A 13,459-nucleotide genomic window follows, 5' to 3' on the forward strand; every position below is an offset into this window, starting at 1 on the left:
TTCAGTGGATAAGTCGAAATACTCTATAGATTCCGAAAGCTTGCATTGTTATTCGATTGCTTGACAAGCATGGGGCATGCTGCTGACAGAGGCGTTGATTCCTGTGGACAGACGCTCGCTTTGTGCACAGCCCGGTCTGCACACGTGTTATCCACCGCTGCGTACGTTACCTGTTACCGCGGTGGTCAACACCCCCCCCGATCGTTCGCCAGCGTCGCGTGAGTCGGGGCTGCAGCAAGATCGTCAAAAAAACTATCCACAGGCAGAAAAAGCCGTTCTGGATAACCTGAAACGACAAATATCGATCTTTCCGAACGGATTTTCTGGTTCTGGAAAGCGGGAATGAGCATCCCGGGTTGGCTGGAAGGTCCAGAATCGGCCCAATCGATGAAGAACGGCGAGTCGGACAGTCGAAGGAAAAGACGGAAATGTGAACGGAAAATGGTTCGAGTCCGAATCGGACTGCAAACGGAACGGAAGGGCGACCGACATCAGGGGACGGCGCTGAGAAAAGCGCCAGGGAAAGGCGAGCGCGAGAAGCGAGACAGGCAGCGTTGCGGCGAGCAGGCAGCGGTCGTGACTCGGTCGTCAAATAGGTATTCGCGGAACTCGATGGAAGGATCGATCCATCAAACAGCGTACAGCGTACAGCGTACAGCGGGCAGGCGGCTTGAAGAGAACCCTCAAGCCGCGCACGGCCCGGTTAATCGATTAGTGCTTGAGAACCCGTGAGAGGAACGCTTGAGTGCGTTCATGCTGGGGCTGATCGAACAGTCGATCGGGCGGCCCCTGTTCGACGATCTGGCCTTCATGCACGAAGACCACGCGGTCGGCGACTTCCCGGGCAAAGCCCATCTCGTGGGTGACGATCATCATGGTCATGCCGTCATTGACCAGTTCGCGCATGGCGTCGAGAACCTCGCCGATCATCTCCGGATCCAGCGCCGAGGTCGGCTCGTCGAACAGCATCAGCCGCGGCTCCATCGCCAGCGCCCTGGCGAGCGCCACGCGCTGCTGCTGGCCCCCGGAGAGCTGCGTCGGATACTTGTCGGCCTGATCGGAGATGCCGACCCTTTCGAGTAGCTTGTCGGCGGTGACCTCGGCCTGCTGACGCGTCATGCCACGGACCTTGCGGGGCGCCAGGGTGACGTTGTCGCGGATCGACAGATGCGGGAACAGATTGAACTGTTGGAACACCATGCCGACTTCGGTGCGCACGGCCTGCAGCGATTTGCCGCTGGCGCCATTGGGCATCAGCGTCTTGCCGTCGACCTCGATGCGGCCGGACTGGAACGGCTCGAGTCCGTTGACGCAGCGAATCAGCGTCGATTTTCCCGAGCCGCTGGCACCGATGATCACGACCACCTCGCCCTGGGCGACGCTGAGATCGATCTCCTTCATCACGTGCAGGTTACCGAAGTGCTTGTTGACCCTGTCGAGCCGCACGATCGGCGATGCCTCGGCCGTCTGAGCGGTGCCCTGGTTGCTTACGCGATCGTTCATCCCACCAACCCCTTGCGTTCGAGCAGACTCAGAGCCAGTGACAGACTCAGAGTGATCGCCAGATAGAGCAGCGCGATCATGAAATAGACCTCCAGCGCGGTGAAGGTATTGGCGATATAGACCTGACCCTGGCGTACCAGCTCACCGACGCCGATCACCGAGAACAGCGAGGTATCCTTGATGCTGACGATGCCTTGATTGCCGAGTGCCGGGATCATGCGGCGCAGCGCCTGTGGCCAGATCACGTAGCGAAAGGTCTGGGGCGGGGACAGCCCCAGCGACAGGCCGGCTTCGCGCTGGCCACGCTCGATCGACTGTACGCCACCGCGCACGATTTCGGAGATGTAGGCGCCGGCATTGAGTGCAATGGCCGCGATACCGGCGGTCAGCGCGTTGATGGGGCCACCGAGCAGCGTGGGCAGGCCATAGAAGATGAACAGCACCTGGACCAGCACCGGCGTACCGCGGAATACTTCGATATAGACCACGGCGGGGAATCGCAGCCAGCGTGTCGGGCTGATCCGCATCAATCCGAAGACGATGCCGACGACAAAGCCGATGGCCAGGCCGGCGAAGGAGATGAGCAGGGTGTAGGGCAGGCCCTTGAGAAGAAAAGGCAGCGAGTCGATCGCCGCCTGCCAGTCGAACTGGAAGTTGAACTCCACGAGGTGTCTCCGTTGGCAACGAGAGCAAAGACCTCAGTGCCGCGCGCCGAGGTCTTTCATGACGGTTTTTGCCGTCAAGGTATCCAAAAACATCAGGGGCCGACGCTGATGGCGCCGGCCCCCGATCAGACATGATCGATCATTCGGCGTCCGGCGCCGCGCCGAACCACTTCTCGTGGATCTCGTCGTAGGTGCCATCCTCGTGCATGGCTTCCAGCGCCTTGTTGGCAGGCTCGACCCATTCGCTGCCCTTGGCGAAGGCGATACCGTACTGCTGGCCTTCATACAGCGGGCCGACGGTCTTGACCTTGCCCTGGCCCTTGGTCTGGGCAAAGTAGCCGACGTTGGGCGCATCGTAGAAGACGGCATCGGCACTACCGCCCATCAGAGCCATGTACATGTCGGAGCTGCCCGGGTATGGCGTGATCTCGGCGTCGTCGCCCAGCTTCTCCTGCAGGTAGTCGTAGCTGGTGGAACCGATCTTGGTGGCGATGCGCTTGCCTTCGAGATCATCCAGCGAGGCGACGTCGCTGCCATCGGATACCAGAATGCGAAGACCGGAATCGTAGTAGGGATCGCTGAAATCGACGATCTCCTGACGTTCGTCGGTGATGGTGATGCCGGCAATGGCCAGATCGACGTTGCCGGTCTGCACCGCCGGGATGATGCCGTTGAAGTCCATGGTGTTGAGGTCGACCTTGAAGCCGGCGCGGTCGGCGATCTCGTGGAGGATGTCCATATCGAAGCCGACCATCTCGCCACTGTCCTGATCCATCATTTCGAACGGCACGAAGCTGGGATCGGTGACGGCCTTGAGCGTGGTGTCCTGGGCAAAGGCCAGGCTCGAAGCGCCCAGGGAGAGGGCGAGGGCGGGAATGGCGAGCCAATGGCTCAGGGTGATGTTGTTTTTCATAAGTTCCTCAGATCTCTGATCGATTAGGACAATCGACGACTACCTTGAGGAATCTTGTTACTGAACGTCAAGTCGACCTAGGTTTCGTTCGACAATGCCTGCGCCCGGCCAGATCGCGTCGGCAACCGACTCGAGAGGCGCATTTACCCCTCGTTGACGCTGATTTTTAACCCCGTATGGGCGAACTCAGGCAGTTTTCAGACAGTGCCTAGACCGAGAACGAGGCCCCGCAGCCACAGGTGGACTGGGCGTTGGGATTCTTGATGATGAATCTGGCCCCGGCCAGGCCTTCTTCGAAATCCACCGTCGAGCCGACCAGATACTGGTAGGAGAGCGAGTCCACCACCAGGCTGACGCCGTCGTTGTCGATCACGGTGTCGTCTTCGGCGGCTTGGTCGCCGAGATCGAAGCCGTACTGAAATCCCGAACAGCCACCGCCGGTGACGTAGACCCGCAGCTTGAGGCTCGAATTGTTCTCTTCGGCAATCAATGCCTTGACCCGCCTGGCGGCGGCGTCGGTGAAGAACATCGGGGTTGGAGCGAAAGACTCCACTGTGCTCATCGTCACGCTCCCGTGCGTGCCGGCCCTGGAATGCGACCGATCTGTCGAAAATGACATGGGGCGGAAATCCACCCGGTTGGCGACCATTATCGTTAATACCGAGTAAAAGGGTCAACTAATCGCTTGCCTGACGGCGAGTGTCGTTTCGGTAGTGCCGTTTTCATCGTTCCTGCGTTCCCGTCTTGCCAGTCCCGCCTGGCAACGCCCGACCCCGATCGGTGTATGATGACATTCCCGTTAACCGCTCGAACGGTATGGCTATCCGTCTGGATGGCTGTCGTGCACGAAGGACGACATGGCGATGTATCGCGCACGAAAGACGAGCGATCCGGATCGGGCAAGGAGATGGGTTTGTCACGCGTGCCGCGGTTCATCCCCCGACGTCCCAGCCTCGAACGCTTTCGGCGTCAGCTGGCGAGCGTCGATGCCATGCCGCAGCTGTGCCTGCTGGGTATTCTTGCCGGTATTCTGACCGGCACCGTCATGGTCGTCTTCCGGCTGTTGCTGGAATTCGGCGCGCTGTTTTTCATCCCCGGCGACAATCCGGAAGCCTTCGAGACCCTGTCGCCCGCGTTTCGTGCGGCATTGCCGCTGGTCGCCGTCACCCTGATCGGTATCTGGCTATGGCCGCAACCCAGCCGCGCGCTGAAGATGGGAATCGGCCATGTCATCGAGCGGCTGGCCTACCATCAGGGCAAGATGCCGCTGCGCAACTGGATCAATCAGTGGTGGGTCGGGGTGATCTCGGTGATCGGTGGGCTGTCGGCCGGGCGTGAAGGGCCGGCGATCCATCTCGGTTCGGCGGCCTCGAGCTGGATCGGATCGCGCCTGCGTCTGCCTCATAACAGTCTTCGCGTGCTGGTGGCGTGCGGTACCGCGGCGGGCATTTCTGCCTCGTTCAATACCCCGATCGCCGGCGTCATCTTCGCCATGGAAGTGGTGATGATGGAATACACCATTGCCGGATTCCTGCCGGTGATTCTCGCCGCCACCATGGGTGCGCTGGTCTCGTGGGCGGTCTACGGGGCCGAGCCGGCGTTCAGCGTGCCGCCGCTGCAGCTCAACTCGCTGCTGGATCTGCCCTGGATCGTGCTGACCGCGCTGGTGGTGGGCATGCTGGCCGGCGGATTCGTTCGTCTTTCGCGGGGGCATCCAGCGATCGTTCGGATTCCTTTTGCCCTGCGCCTGGCGATCATCGGTCTGCTGACCGGCGCCGTGGCGTGGTGGTATCCCCAGGTTCAGGGTATCGGCTACGACAGCCTGGAACAGATGCTCAACGGACCGATGGCGCTGGATGTGCTGCTGGTGCTGGCGGTGGGCAAGCTGGCGCTGACCGGGCTCTGCATGGCGGGCGGCGTGCCGGTGGGCGTGATCGGACCGATGCTGGTCTCCGGCGCCGCCGTGGGGGCGGTGATGGGGATGATCGGCGGAACGCTGCTGCCAAGCGTGGTCACGACGCCGGACCTGTATGCCGTGCTCGGCATGGCCGCGATGATGGGAGCGGCATTGCAGGCACCGTTGGCCGCGTTGCTGGCGCTGCTGGAACTGACCCGTAATTCGGCGATCATGCTCCCCGGCATGCTGGCGGTGGTGGTGGCGGTACTCACGGCGCGTCAGCTCTGTCGTTGCCAGGGATTTTTCCTGTCCAGCCTCAATCAGCAGGGACTTCACCCGCTGCAGCAGCCATTGATGCAGGCGCTGTCACGAGTCGCCGTGCCGGCCGTGATGGAGCGCAATCTGGTGCGTACACCGCGAGTCATCGATCACGACCGGGCCAAGGCGCTGCTCGATTCCAAGCCGACCTGGCTGGTGATCATCCAGGAGGGCAAGGACAAGCCGCCGCTGGCGATGAAGGCCGCCCATCTGGCACGGGTGCTGCACGACGACGCATGGCTTGCCGAGCACGAGCAGATCGATCTCGAGGAGGTTCCGGGTCAGCGCCTCGATCTGGCGCCGGTTCATCTGGAAGCGACGCTATCCGAGGCCTACGACACGCTCAATGAATCCGGCCTCGACGCGCTCTACGTCGAGCACACCACGGCGCCGATGATCCGCAAGATTTCCGGTATCATCACTCGCGAGGCGATCGAGAACTATTATCGACGTAAGCGTTGATATAGACGTAAGCGTTGATATCGACGTCAACGCTCCAGCCGCACAGATGCGACGTCCGAATGCACGTCGTGCAGCGACTCTGCAGGCCGAACCGGACGTCATACCGAGCGATCGACGAGGAGAGCTTCCATGCGAGAAATGACCGGCTACCTCGCCACAAGGCCCCTGGCGGAGACAGACGTCCCGGGGAGGGGAGCATGATTCGCTATGCCGACAAGCCCGTGGTAATGGTTCTGGCAGGCCACGACCCCACTGGCGGTGCGGGACTGGTCGCGGATGCCGAGGCCGTTCGAGGTTGCGGCGGCTGGCCGGTGACCGTGCCTACCGCGATGACCGTGCAGTCGACCCGCGACGTGATCAGCGTCGAGCCTTCCCGTGGGGATTTCATTCGTCGGGCTGCGCGAGCCCTGTTCGACGATTTCCGCATTGCCGCGATCAAGGTCGGGCTGATTCCCAATCTCGAGGTGCTGGAGGCGGTGATCGATGTCGCGCGCATGAGTCCGGGCACGCCGTTGATCGTCGACCCGGTTCTCCAGAGCGGCGGTGGCTCCGAGTTATCCACACCCGGATTGCTCGAACCCATTCGTCTTCGTCTGCTACCCCTTGTGGATATCCTGACGCCCAATCGACGCGAGTTGACGCTGCTTGCCGCCATCGGCGATACCGACGAAGTGGCGAAGGTGGTCGAGGTGATGTCACTGGGTTGCGCTGCCGTGCTGGTCACCGGCACCGACCCGCTGGACGATGAGTCGATGTCGGGTAACGTGGTGCATACCTTGCATACCCCGGAGCTCAATCGTCAGTGGCAGTGGCCCCGGTTGCCAGCCGACTATCATGGCTCGGGATGCACGCTGGCATCGGCGCTGGCCACTCGGCTGGCCGTTGGCGAAGGGCTGGCCGCGGCCTGTGCCCAGGCTCAGCGATTTACCTGGGATACTCTCGACAACGGTCTGGCGCTGGGTCAGGGCCAGTACCTGCCGGACCGGGTCTGGCGTGCGCCCGACTTCGATGCCACGCTGGAATGATGCAACGGCTTATGAATCAGGGACTTTACGCGATCACCGACAACCACCTGCTGCCGGATGATCGAACCCTGCTCGGGGCCTGCGAAACGGCGCTGGAAGCCGGTATCGTGCTGTTGCAGTATCGCGACAAGTCCTCGGACGCGGACCGTCGTTGGCGCCAGGGGGATGCGCTGGCGGCGCTCTGCCAACGCCATGCGGTGCCGTTGATCGTCAACGATGACCTCGAACTGGCGTTGCGACTGCAGCAGCGCTGGGGCGAGATCATCGGCCTGCATGTCGGGCAGGATGACGTGTCGTTGGCGACCGCGAGACACCGTCTGGGCGAAGGTGCCATCATCGGTGCCACCTGTCATGACGCCTTGGCCCTGGCGAATGCGGCGGCCGACGCCGGTGCCAGTTATCTGGCGTTCGGGCGTTTTTTCGCCTCGCGAACCAAACCGGGGGCGCCGCCGGCGTCGTTGACGATACTCGATGCGGCAGCGCCGTTGGGGCTACCCCGAGTGGCGATCGGCGGTATCGACGCCACCACCGCGGGTCGGGCTCGCGCCGCGGGTGCCGAGATGCTGGCGGTGGTCCATGCTATTTTCGGTATGCCGGATATCGCCCGGGCGGTGCGTGAGCTCAATGGCATTGTTGCCGACGCATCCCACTCGAATTCTGCCATCGATGGCACATCTGTCATCGATCCATGCTAGAGAGAACACCATGACGACATCCGCCGAACTGTTCGAACGCGCCTGCCGACATATTCCCGGCGGCGTCAATTCCCCGGTCCGTGCCTTCAAGGGCATGTTGCAGCCGCCGGTCTTCGTCGAGCGTGCGCAAGGCGCTTATCTGTTCGACGTCGAGGGCAAGCGCTACATCGACTACGTGGGTTCCTGGGGACCGATGATTACCGGTCACGCCGATCCTGAGGTATTGAACGCGGTTCGCGAGCGACTGGACAACGGCCTCTCCTTCGGCACGCCGACGGCGATCGAGACCACCATGGCCGATCTGATCTGCGACATCATTCCCTCCATCGACATGGTGCGAATGGTCAATTCCGGCACCGAGGCAACGATGTCGGCGATCCGTCTGGCACGCGGCTATACCGGCCGCGACAAGATCGTCAAATTCGAAGGCAACTATCACGGTCATTCAGACTCGCTGCTGGTGAAAGCGGGCTCCGGGGCGCTGACTCACGGCGAGCCCAGTTCCCCCGGCGTGCCTGCCTCGCTGGCGGAGCACACCATCACGCTGGCCTACAACGACATCGAAGCCGTGCACGAATGCTTCGAGGCCATGGGCGAGCAGATCGCCTGTATCATCGTCGAACCGGTCGCCGGCAACATGAACTGCATTCCGCCGCAGCCCGGCTTCCTGGAGGCGCTGCGCGAGGTGTGCGATGGCCACGGCAGCGTGCTGATCTTCGATGAGGTCATGACCGGTTTCCGCGTGGCACTGGGCGGGGCCCAGGCGCATTACGCCATCACGCCGGATCTGACCTGCCTGGGCAAGATCGTCGGTGGCGGCATGCCGGTGGGCGCCTTCGGCGGCAAGCGCGACATCATGGAGCAGATCTCGCCGCTCGGTCCGGTGTACCAGGCCGGCACGCTATCGGGCAATCCGCTGGCCATGGCCGCGGGTATCACCCTGCTCGGCAAGATACGCCAGCCCGGTTTCCATGCGGCGCTCTCCACTCGCGTGGAAACCCTGTGCGCGGGCCTCGAGGCGAGGGCTCACGAGGCCGGTATCGACTTGATCACGCAGCGTGCCGGTGGCATGTTCGGGCTATTCTTCACCGCCCAGCAGCGGGTCGACAATTTCGCCCAGACCATGGCCTGCGACGCGCAGGCCTTTCGCGATTTCTTCGCGCACATGCTGGAATCCGGCGTTTACCTGGCACCTTCCGCGTTCGAAGCCGGATTCATGTCGAGCGCGCACACGCATGACGATATTCAGACGACCTTACTGGCCAGCGAACGCGCGTTCGCCGCCATGCGTCAGCAATGAAACACGAACGCGACTGACAGGGAGACGACGCATGAGCCGAACGCTGATACAGGCGCTCAAGGAGGGTGACGGGTTCGATCATCCGGTGGGCGCCGTCGAAGTGTTCGAAACCCCCATTTCGTGGGTGGTATCGACGGGTGACTACGCCTACAAGATCAAGAAGGCGCTGGATTACGGCAGCTTTCTCGATTTCTCGACCCTGGAGAAACGGCGTCGCCTTTGCGAGCAGGAAGTCGCGCTGAATCGGCGTGTCGCGCCAGCGCTCTACCTAGGCTACGTGGCGATCTCGGGGTCCGAGACGTCGCCGCGGGTCAATGACGACAGCGCGCCGATCGAGTATGCCGTCAAGATGCGCCAGTTCAGCAGCCGCCATCTGTTGAGTTCGCTGCAGGCCAGCGGCGAGCTCTCGGCCGAGCTGATCGACGACTTGATCGATCAGCTCGTGGCGCTGCACGAGTCGGCTGCCAGTGCTTCCGGCGATAATCCGCTGGGTTCGCCGCCGAGCATTCGCGACATGCTGGTCGACGAGTTCGATACGATCGAACCGCTACTGGAAGCGCCGCAGGACCGGGAGCAACTGGCCCAGGTCAGAACGCTGACGCTGGAGAGCTTCGCTCGCCTCGAACCGCTTCTCGAAGAACGTTGGAAAGGCGGTTTCATCCGCGAGAGTCACGGTGACATTCATCTCGGCAATGCCGTGCGCTTCGAAGGCAAGGCGACGCTGTTCAACGGTATCGAGTTCAACGATCGCCTGCGCTGGTGCGACGTCGCCTGCGAACTCGCCTTTCTGATCATGGATCTGGAAGCCCGTGGCGAACACGAGTTTGCCCATTACGCGCTCAACCGATATCTCGAGCTTTCCGGGGATTATCAGGCGGTTCGTCTGCTCAATTTCTACAAGCGTTATCGTGCCCTGCTGCGCGCCAGGATCGAACTGGTCAGGGATCATGACGCGGGGGTCATCGACGACCTGCCCGGGGGCGAGCCGATCGAGGTCTTCCGCCGTTATCTGAGCCTGGCTCAGGCGTACAGTGAATTCCGCTTCCCCTATCTGATTCTGGCGGTCGGCGTTTCCGGCAGTGGCAAGAGCCGATTCACCGAGGAGATCGTGCGCCGTCTGGGTGGCGTACGGATTCGCTCCGATGTCGAACGGAAACGGCTCTTCGACTTCACGGCAGCGCCCGACGAAGCCGATGCCGTCTATAGCGAACAGGCTACCGACCAGACCTATCGCCGTCTCGCCGAGTTGACGGGTACCGTCCTCGAAGCGGGTTTACCGGCTTGCATCGATGCGACCTCGCTGTTGCGGGAGCAGCGCAAGCGACTTCGGTTCGAGGCCGAAAAACGTGGGCTTCCGGTGTTGATCGTCAGTTTCGAAGCGGACCGGGCGACACTGCGAGCCCGCATCGTCAAACGTGCCAGGCGCAGTGGGGAGCCTTCGGAGCGGAGTCTGTCGATTCTGGAGCAGCAACTGGCGCGCTTCGAGCCGTTCGCCAGCGACGAGACGACGCATCTGGTGCATCTGGACACCACGGCGCCGGATGCCAATCTGACGCTGGCATCGTTGATTCAGGAACGGATGCGTCTTAACTGAGAATCCCCGGGGAAACCGCGTTCCAGCGGTTTTCCCGGGGATCGAATCAGGGGTTGCCGACCGACCTTTGGCTGGTCTCAGCGGCGTCCGCTGGCGTAACGGGACGCCATGACGGGAATCGTGCCCAGATTCTGTCGCGCCCAGTTGGTGGCTTGGATGCGGTTGTGGACGTTGATCTTGCGGAACAGGTTGTAGAGATGAGACTTGACCGTGTGCTCGCTCACGAACAGCTTTTCCGCAATTTCCGTGTTGCTGGCACCGGAAACCAGCAGCGTGACGATCTCCAGCTCTCGTCGAGTCAAACCGCATACCGGGCGATAGGTATTGACCTGCTGACGTCGGTAGAAGTCGATCAACATCGCGGAGAGCGGTCGGGAAATCCACAGCTCACCGCCCAGCAGTTTGACGATACCCTTGCAGATCAGTTCGAGATTGTCCTGGCGATAGAACACCCCGCGCAGGTGAATGCCGATCAGCAGTTCCATCACCTGTTTGTTGTCGCGAACGTTGAAGGCTGACAGGATGATTGCGTCGTTTTCTTCGGCTCGGGTGTTCCAGGAAAGCAGGTCCTTTTCCTGAACGTGGTCCCCATCCAGCAGTACGAGGACGCGGCGCCCTTCTGCCACGGGAAACCGCTCCTGCGGGCTGAGCGCCGAGACGCGGCACCCCGTCTTCTGGTGAATGTAGTCCAAAAATAGCACGGACTGGGAGTTACAATCCGTAACCAGTACGATGTCGGTGTGTTCGGTGTTCATGGTCTGATCCCTTCGAAGGATTTTAATTAGTCTTTTAAGATTTTCGTTGCCATCCCCAGCTGGATAATCTACTGCCTGTCCTCGCTTGTTGGAGCTCAATAGTGTTAATAAAACCCATGCGTTGTAAATATAGCGTGTTCAGGTTTTCAAACCGTCACATGTCCGGGAAACTTAAGGAATCTGTAAGATTTTAATATAATCCTGGAAAATCATACGGTTGAAAAGGAAATTTCGAGGTCAAATTAAAGAACACCGTTTCCCTTCCCAGAAAAAGCACGCTTTCTTGTTCTCGACGCCAGAATTTCCAGTAGGCGAATAGTTGGGTTTTCTCATCATGTTCGGTAGTGAGATATTCATGGTCTCACTGACAGGGTTTAGTTTGCCCCCACCGCCACGCCCCGTAGAATGAACGTTTTTTGGCAGGAACCCTATGAGCGTGCAAATGGATAACCTGGTCATTGCCAGTGGCAACCGCGGAAAACTGGCTGAATTTCAGCAGCTTGTGGGTTCCTTGGGCCTTCGCGTCCAGCCGCAGTCGGACTTTGGCGTGACCGATGTGGAAGAGACCGGGCTGACGTTCGTCGAAAATGCCATTCTCAAGGCGCGCGCCGCGGCCACAGCCAGCGGCTTGCCGGCATTGGCCGATGATTCCGGTCTGGCGGTCGATGCGCTGGGCGGGGCGCCGGGTATCTACTCAGCCCGCTACGCCGGGGCGTCCGGAGATGGCAAGTCCCGGGACAAGGCCAATAACGCCAAACTGCTGGCCGCGCTCAGGGACATTCCCGAGGGGCAGCGTACGGCGCGTTACTGGTGCGTTCTGGTTTACCTGCGTCATGCCGACGATCCCGTGCCGCTGATCGTTCAGTGCGACTGGAAGGGCGACATTCTGGCTTATCCAAGGGGTGAGGGCGGCTTCGGCTACGATCCGCTTTTCTGGGTGCCCGAATGCGGCATGAGCGTCGCCGAGCTCAGTGCCGAGGAGAAAAATCGACTGAGCCATCGAGGTCGGGCGCTGCAGACGTTGGCCGCCCAGCTCGAGGAATTGGGGCAGCTCACCCCATGATGGCCTTGCCGCCGCTGGCGCTCTACATCCACGTGCCCTGGTGCGTGCGTAAATGCCCCTATTGCGACTTCAACTCTCATGGCGTGGGCCATGGCGCGGAGCTGCCGGAATCCCGCTATGTCGATGCGCTACTGGCGGATCTCGATCAGGATCTCGCCGCCGTTCAGGGGCGGGAGATCGTCAGCATCTTCATTGGCGGCGGCACGCCAAGTCTGTTTTCCGCAGCGGCGTATCAGCGCTTGTTCAAAGGGCTGCGCCAACGACTCGACTTTGCCCCGGACATCGAGATCACGCTGGAAGCCAATCCCGGCACGGTGGAACAGAGCCGCTTCGAAGGCTATCGCCAGGCTGGCATCAATCGGCTATCCATCGGCGTGCAGAGCTTTGCCTCCGAGCAGCTCGAAGCGCTGGGACGCATCCATAGTGGCGAAGAGGCGGTACGCGCGATGCGTAGCGCCCGGAACGCCGGTTTCGACAACGTCAATCTGGATCTGATGCACGGTCTGCCGGGGCAGACGCTGGCGACGGCGCTTGAGGATATCGAGCAGGCGCTGGCGCTCGAGCCCACGCATCTGTCTTGGTATCAGCTGACGCTGGAGCCCAACACCGAATTCTTCTCCCACCCGCCGCTGCTGCCCGACGAGGAGCGGCTGTGGGATATTCAGGATGCCGGCCATGCACGGCTCGAATCGGCCGGGTTCGTGCGCTACGAGATTTCCGCCTACGCCCGGCCGGGGCGACAGGCGCGCCATAACCTCAACTATTGGCGTTTCGGCGACTATCTCGGCATCGGCGCCGGTGCCCATGGCAAGCTGTCCCGGATCGATTCGCCAGGTCAATGGGGCATCGAGCGGCGCTGGAAGACACGCCAGCCCGACGCTTACCTGCGTCGTCTGAATGACCCCCGTGGCTTTATCGGCGGTGGTCAGGAAGTGAGCGACCGGGCGCTGCCGTTGGAGTTCCTGATGAATGCCTTGCGCCTGACCGAAGGTGTAAGAACCGATGACTGGGAAAACCATACCGGTCAGGCGTTGTCTGAACTGACGCCTCGTCTGGAACGGGCGCGACAGCAAGGTCTGTTGATGACCACGTCGTCACGTCTGCAAGCGACCCCCCAAGGGCTGTTATTCTTGAATGATCTGCTCGCGCTGTTGGATGACGAGGATTCGAGAAACGATGTCGAACCTCGCGCGACAGCCGGACAGTGATGGATTCGTCGTCACCAGCCCGTGTCCCGGCACAGGCGTGGCGACTCGCAAGCAAGGAGCT

At 61.3% G+C, this 13,459-nt stretch carries 13 protein-coding genes; 8 read left to right on the forward strand and 5 right to left on the reverse strand.

What is annotated here, in order from left to right; genetic code table 11:
- Positions 1-76 precede the first annotated feature (76 nt).
- Positions 77-346, forward strand: a complete 270-nt coding sequence (locus DOM36_RS20095) for a hypothetical protein (RefSeq protein ID WP_157958632.1) — start codon at positions 77-79, stop codon at positions 344-346.
- A 365-nt stretch (positions 347-711) separates the two neighbouring features.
- Here the strand turns inward: DOM36_RS20095 and DOM36_RS11745 are convergent, their stop codons facing one another.
- From DOM36_RS11745 to erpA, 4 genes are all read right to left on the reverse strand, one after another.
- Positions 712-1,503: an amino acid ABC transporter ATP-binding protein gene (locus tag DOM36_RS11745; protein ID WP_075570043.1), complete on the reverse strand. Its 792-nt coding sequence runs from the start codon at positions 1,501-1,503 to the stop codon at positions 712-714.
- On the reverse strand, positions 1,500-2,168 hold the full coding sequence (locus tag DOM36_RS11750; RefSeq protein ID WP_110643192.1) for an amino acid ABC transporter permease: 669 nt from the start codon (positions 2,166-2,168) through the stop codon (positions 1,500-1,502). Before DOM36_RS11750 ends, DOM36_RS11745 begins: the two co-directional genes overlap by 4 nt.
- Before the next feature lie 139 nt (positions 2,169-2,307).
- Positions 2,308-3,081: a transporter substrate-binding domain-containing protein gene (locus DOM36_RS11755; protein ID WP_075570045.1), complete on the reverse strand. Its 774-nt coding sequence runs from the start codon at positions 3,079-3,081 to the stop codon at positions 2,308-2,310.
- Between the two features lie 208 nt (positions 3,082-3,289).
- On the reverse strand, positions 3,290-3,643 hold the full coding sequence (gene erpA, locus DOM36_RS11760; RefSeq protein ID WP_075570046.1) for an iron-sulfur cluster insertion protein ErpA: 354 nt from the start codon (positions 3,641-3,643) through the stop codon (positions 3,290-3,292).
- Positions 3,644-3,988: 345 nt separating this feature from the next.
- On the opposite strand from erpA, the gene DOM36_RS11765 reads away from it, so the two are divergent.
- From DOM36_RS11765 to DOM36_RS11785, 5 genes are all read left to right on the forward strand, one after another.
- Complete coding sequence (locus DOM36_RS11765; protein WP_075570124.1) at positions 3,989-5,758, forward strand: chloride channel protein; 1,770 nt, start codon at positions 3,989-3,991, stop codon at positions 5,756-5,758.
- Between the two features lie 197 nt (positions 5,759-5,955).
- Entirely contained in the window at positions 5,956-6,783 is an 828-nt protein-coding gene (locus DOM36_RS11770) for a hydroxymethylpyrimidine/phosphomethylpyrimidine kinase (protein WP_110643193.1), read from the forward strand.
- A gap of 11 nt (positions 6,784-6,794) precedes the next feature.
- Positions 6,795-7,478: a thiamine phosphate synthase gene (thiE, locus tag DOM36_RS11775; protein ID WP_232823808.1), complete on the forward strand. Its 684-nt coding sequence runs from the start codon at positions 6,795-6,797 to the stop codon at positions 7,476-7,478.
- A gap of 10 nt (positions 7,479-7,488) precedes the next feature.
- Positions 7,489-8,778 (forward strand): glutamate-1-semialdehyde 2,1-aminomutase, encoded by a 1,290-nt coding sequence (hemL, locus tag DOM36_RS11780; RefSeq protein WP_110643195.1) that lies wholly within the window; start codon positions 7,489-7,491, stop codon positions 8,776-8,778.
- Positions 8,779-8,809: 31 nt separating this feature from the next.
- Entirely contained in the window at positions 8,810-10,372 is a 1,563-nt protein-coding gene (locus tag DOM36_RS11785) for a bifunctional aminoglycoside phosphotransferase/ATP-binding protein (RefSeq protein WP_110643196.1), read from the forward strand.
- Positions 10,373-10,449: 77 nt separating this feature from the next.
- Here DOM36_RS11785 and DOM36_RS11790 read toward each other — a convergent pair whose 3' ends face one another.
- Positions 10,450-11,127 (reverse strand): LuxR C-terminal-related transcriptional regulator, encoded by a 678-nt coding sequence (locus DOM36_RS11790; RefSeq protein ID WP_075570051.1) that lies wholly within the window; start codon positions 11,125-11,127, stop codon positions 10,450-10,452.
- A 430-nt stretch (positions 11,128-11,557) separates the two neighbouring features.
- On the opposite strand from DOM36_RS11790, the gene rdgB reads away from it, so the two are divergent.
- Both rdgB and hemW read left to right on the forward strand, forming a co-directional pair.
- Positions 11,558-12,190 (forward strand): RdgB/HAM1 family non-canonical purine NTP pyrophosphatase, encoded by a 633-nt coding sequence (gene rdgB / locus DOM36_RS11795; protein WP_157958633.1) that lies wholly within the window; start codon positions 11,558-11,560, stop codon positions 12,188-12,190.
- Positions 12,190-13,398, forward strand: coding sequence for a radical SAM family heme chaperone HemW (gene hemW / locus DOM36_RS11800; RefSeq protein ID WP_110643253.1), 1,209 nt, complete (start codon positions 12,190-12,192; stop codon positions 13,396-13,398). The genes rdgB and hemW overlap by 1 nt, the downstream gene beginning before the upstream one ends.
- The last annotated feature ends 61 nt before the right edge of the window (positions 13,399-13,459 follow it).

The sequence above is a fragment of the Salinicola sp. CPA57 genome (assembly GCF_003206035.1).
In the GTDB taxonomy this organism is placed as follows: domain Bacteria; phylum Pseudomonadota; class Gammaproteobacteria; order Pseudomonadales; family Halomonadaceae; genus Salinicola; species Salinicola socius.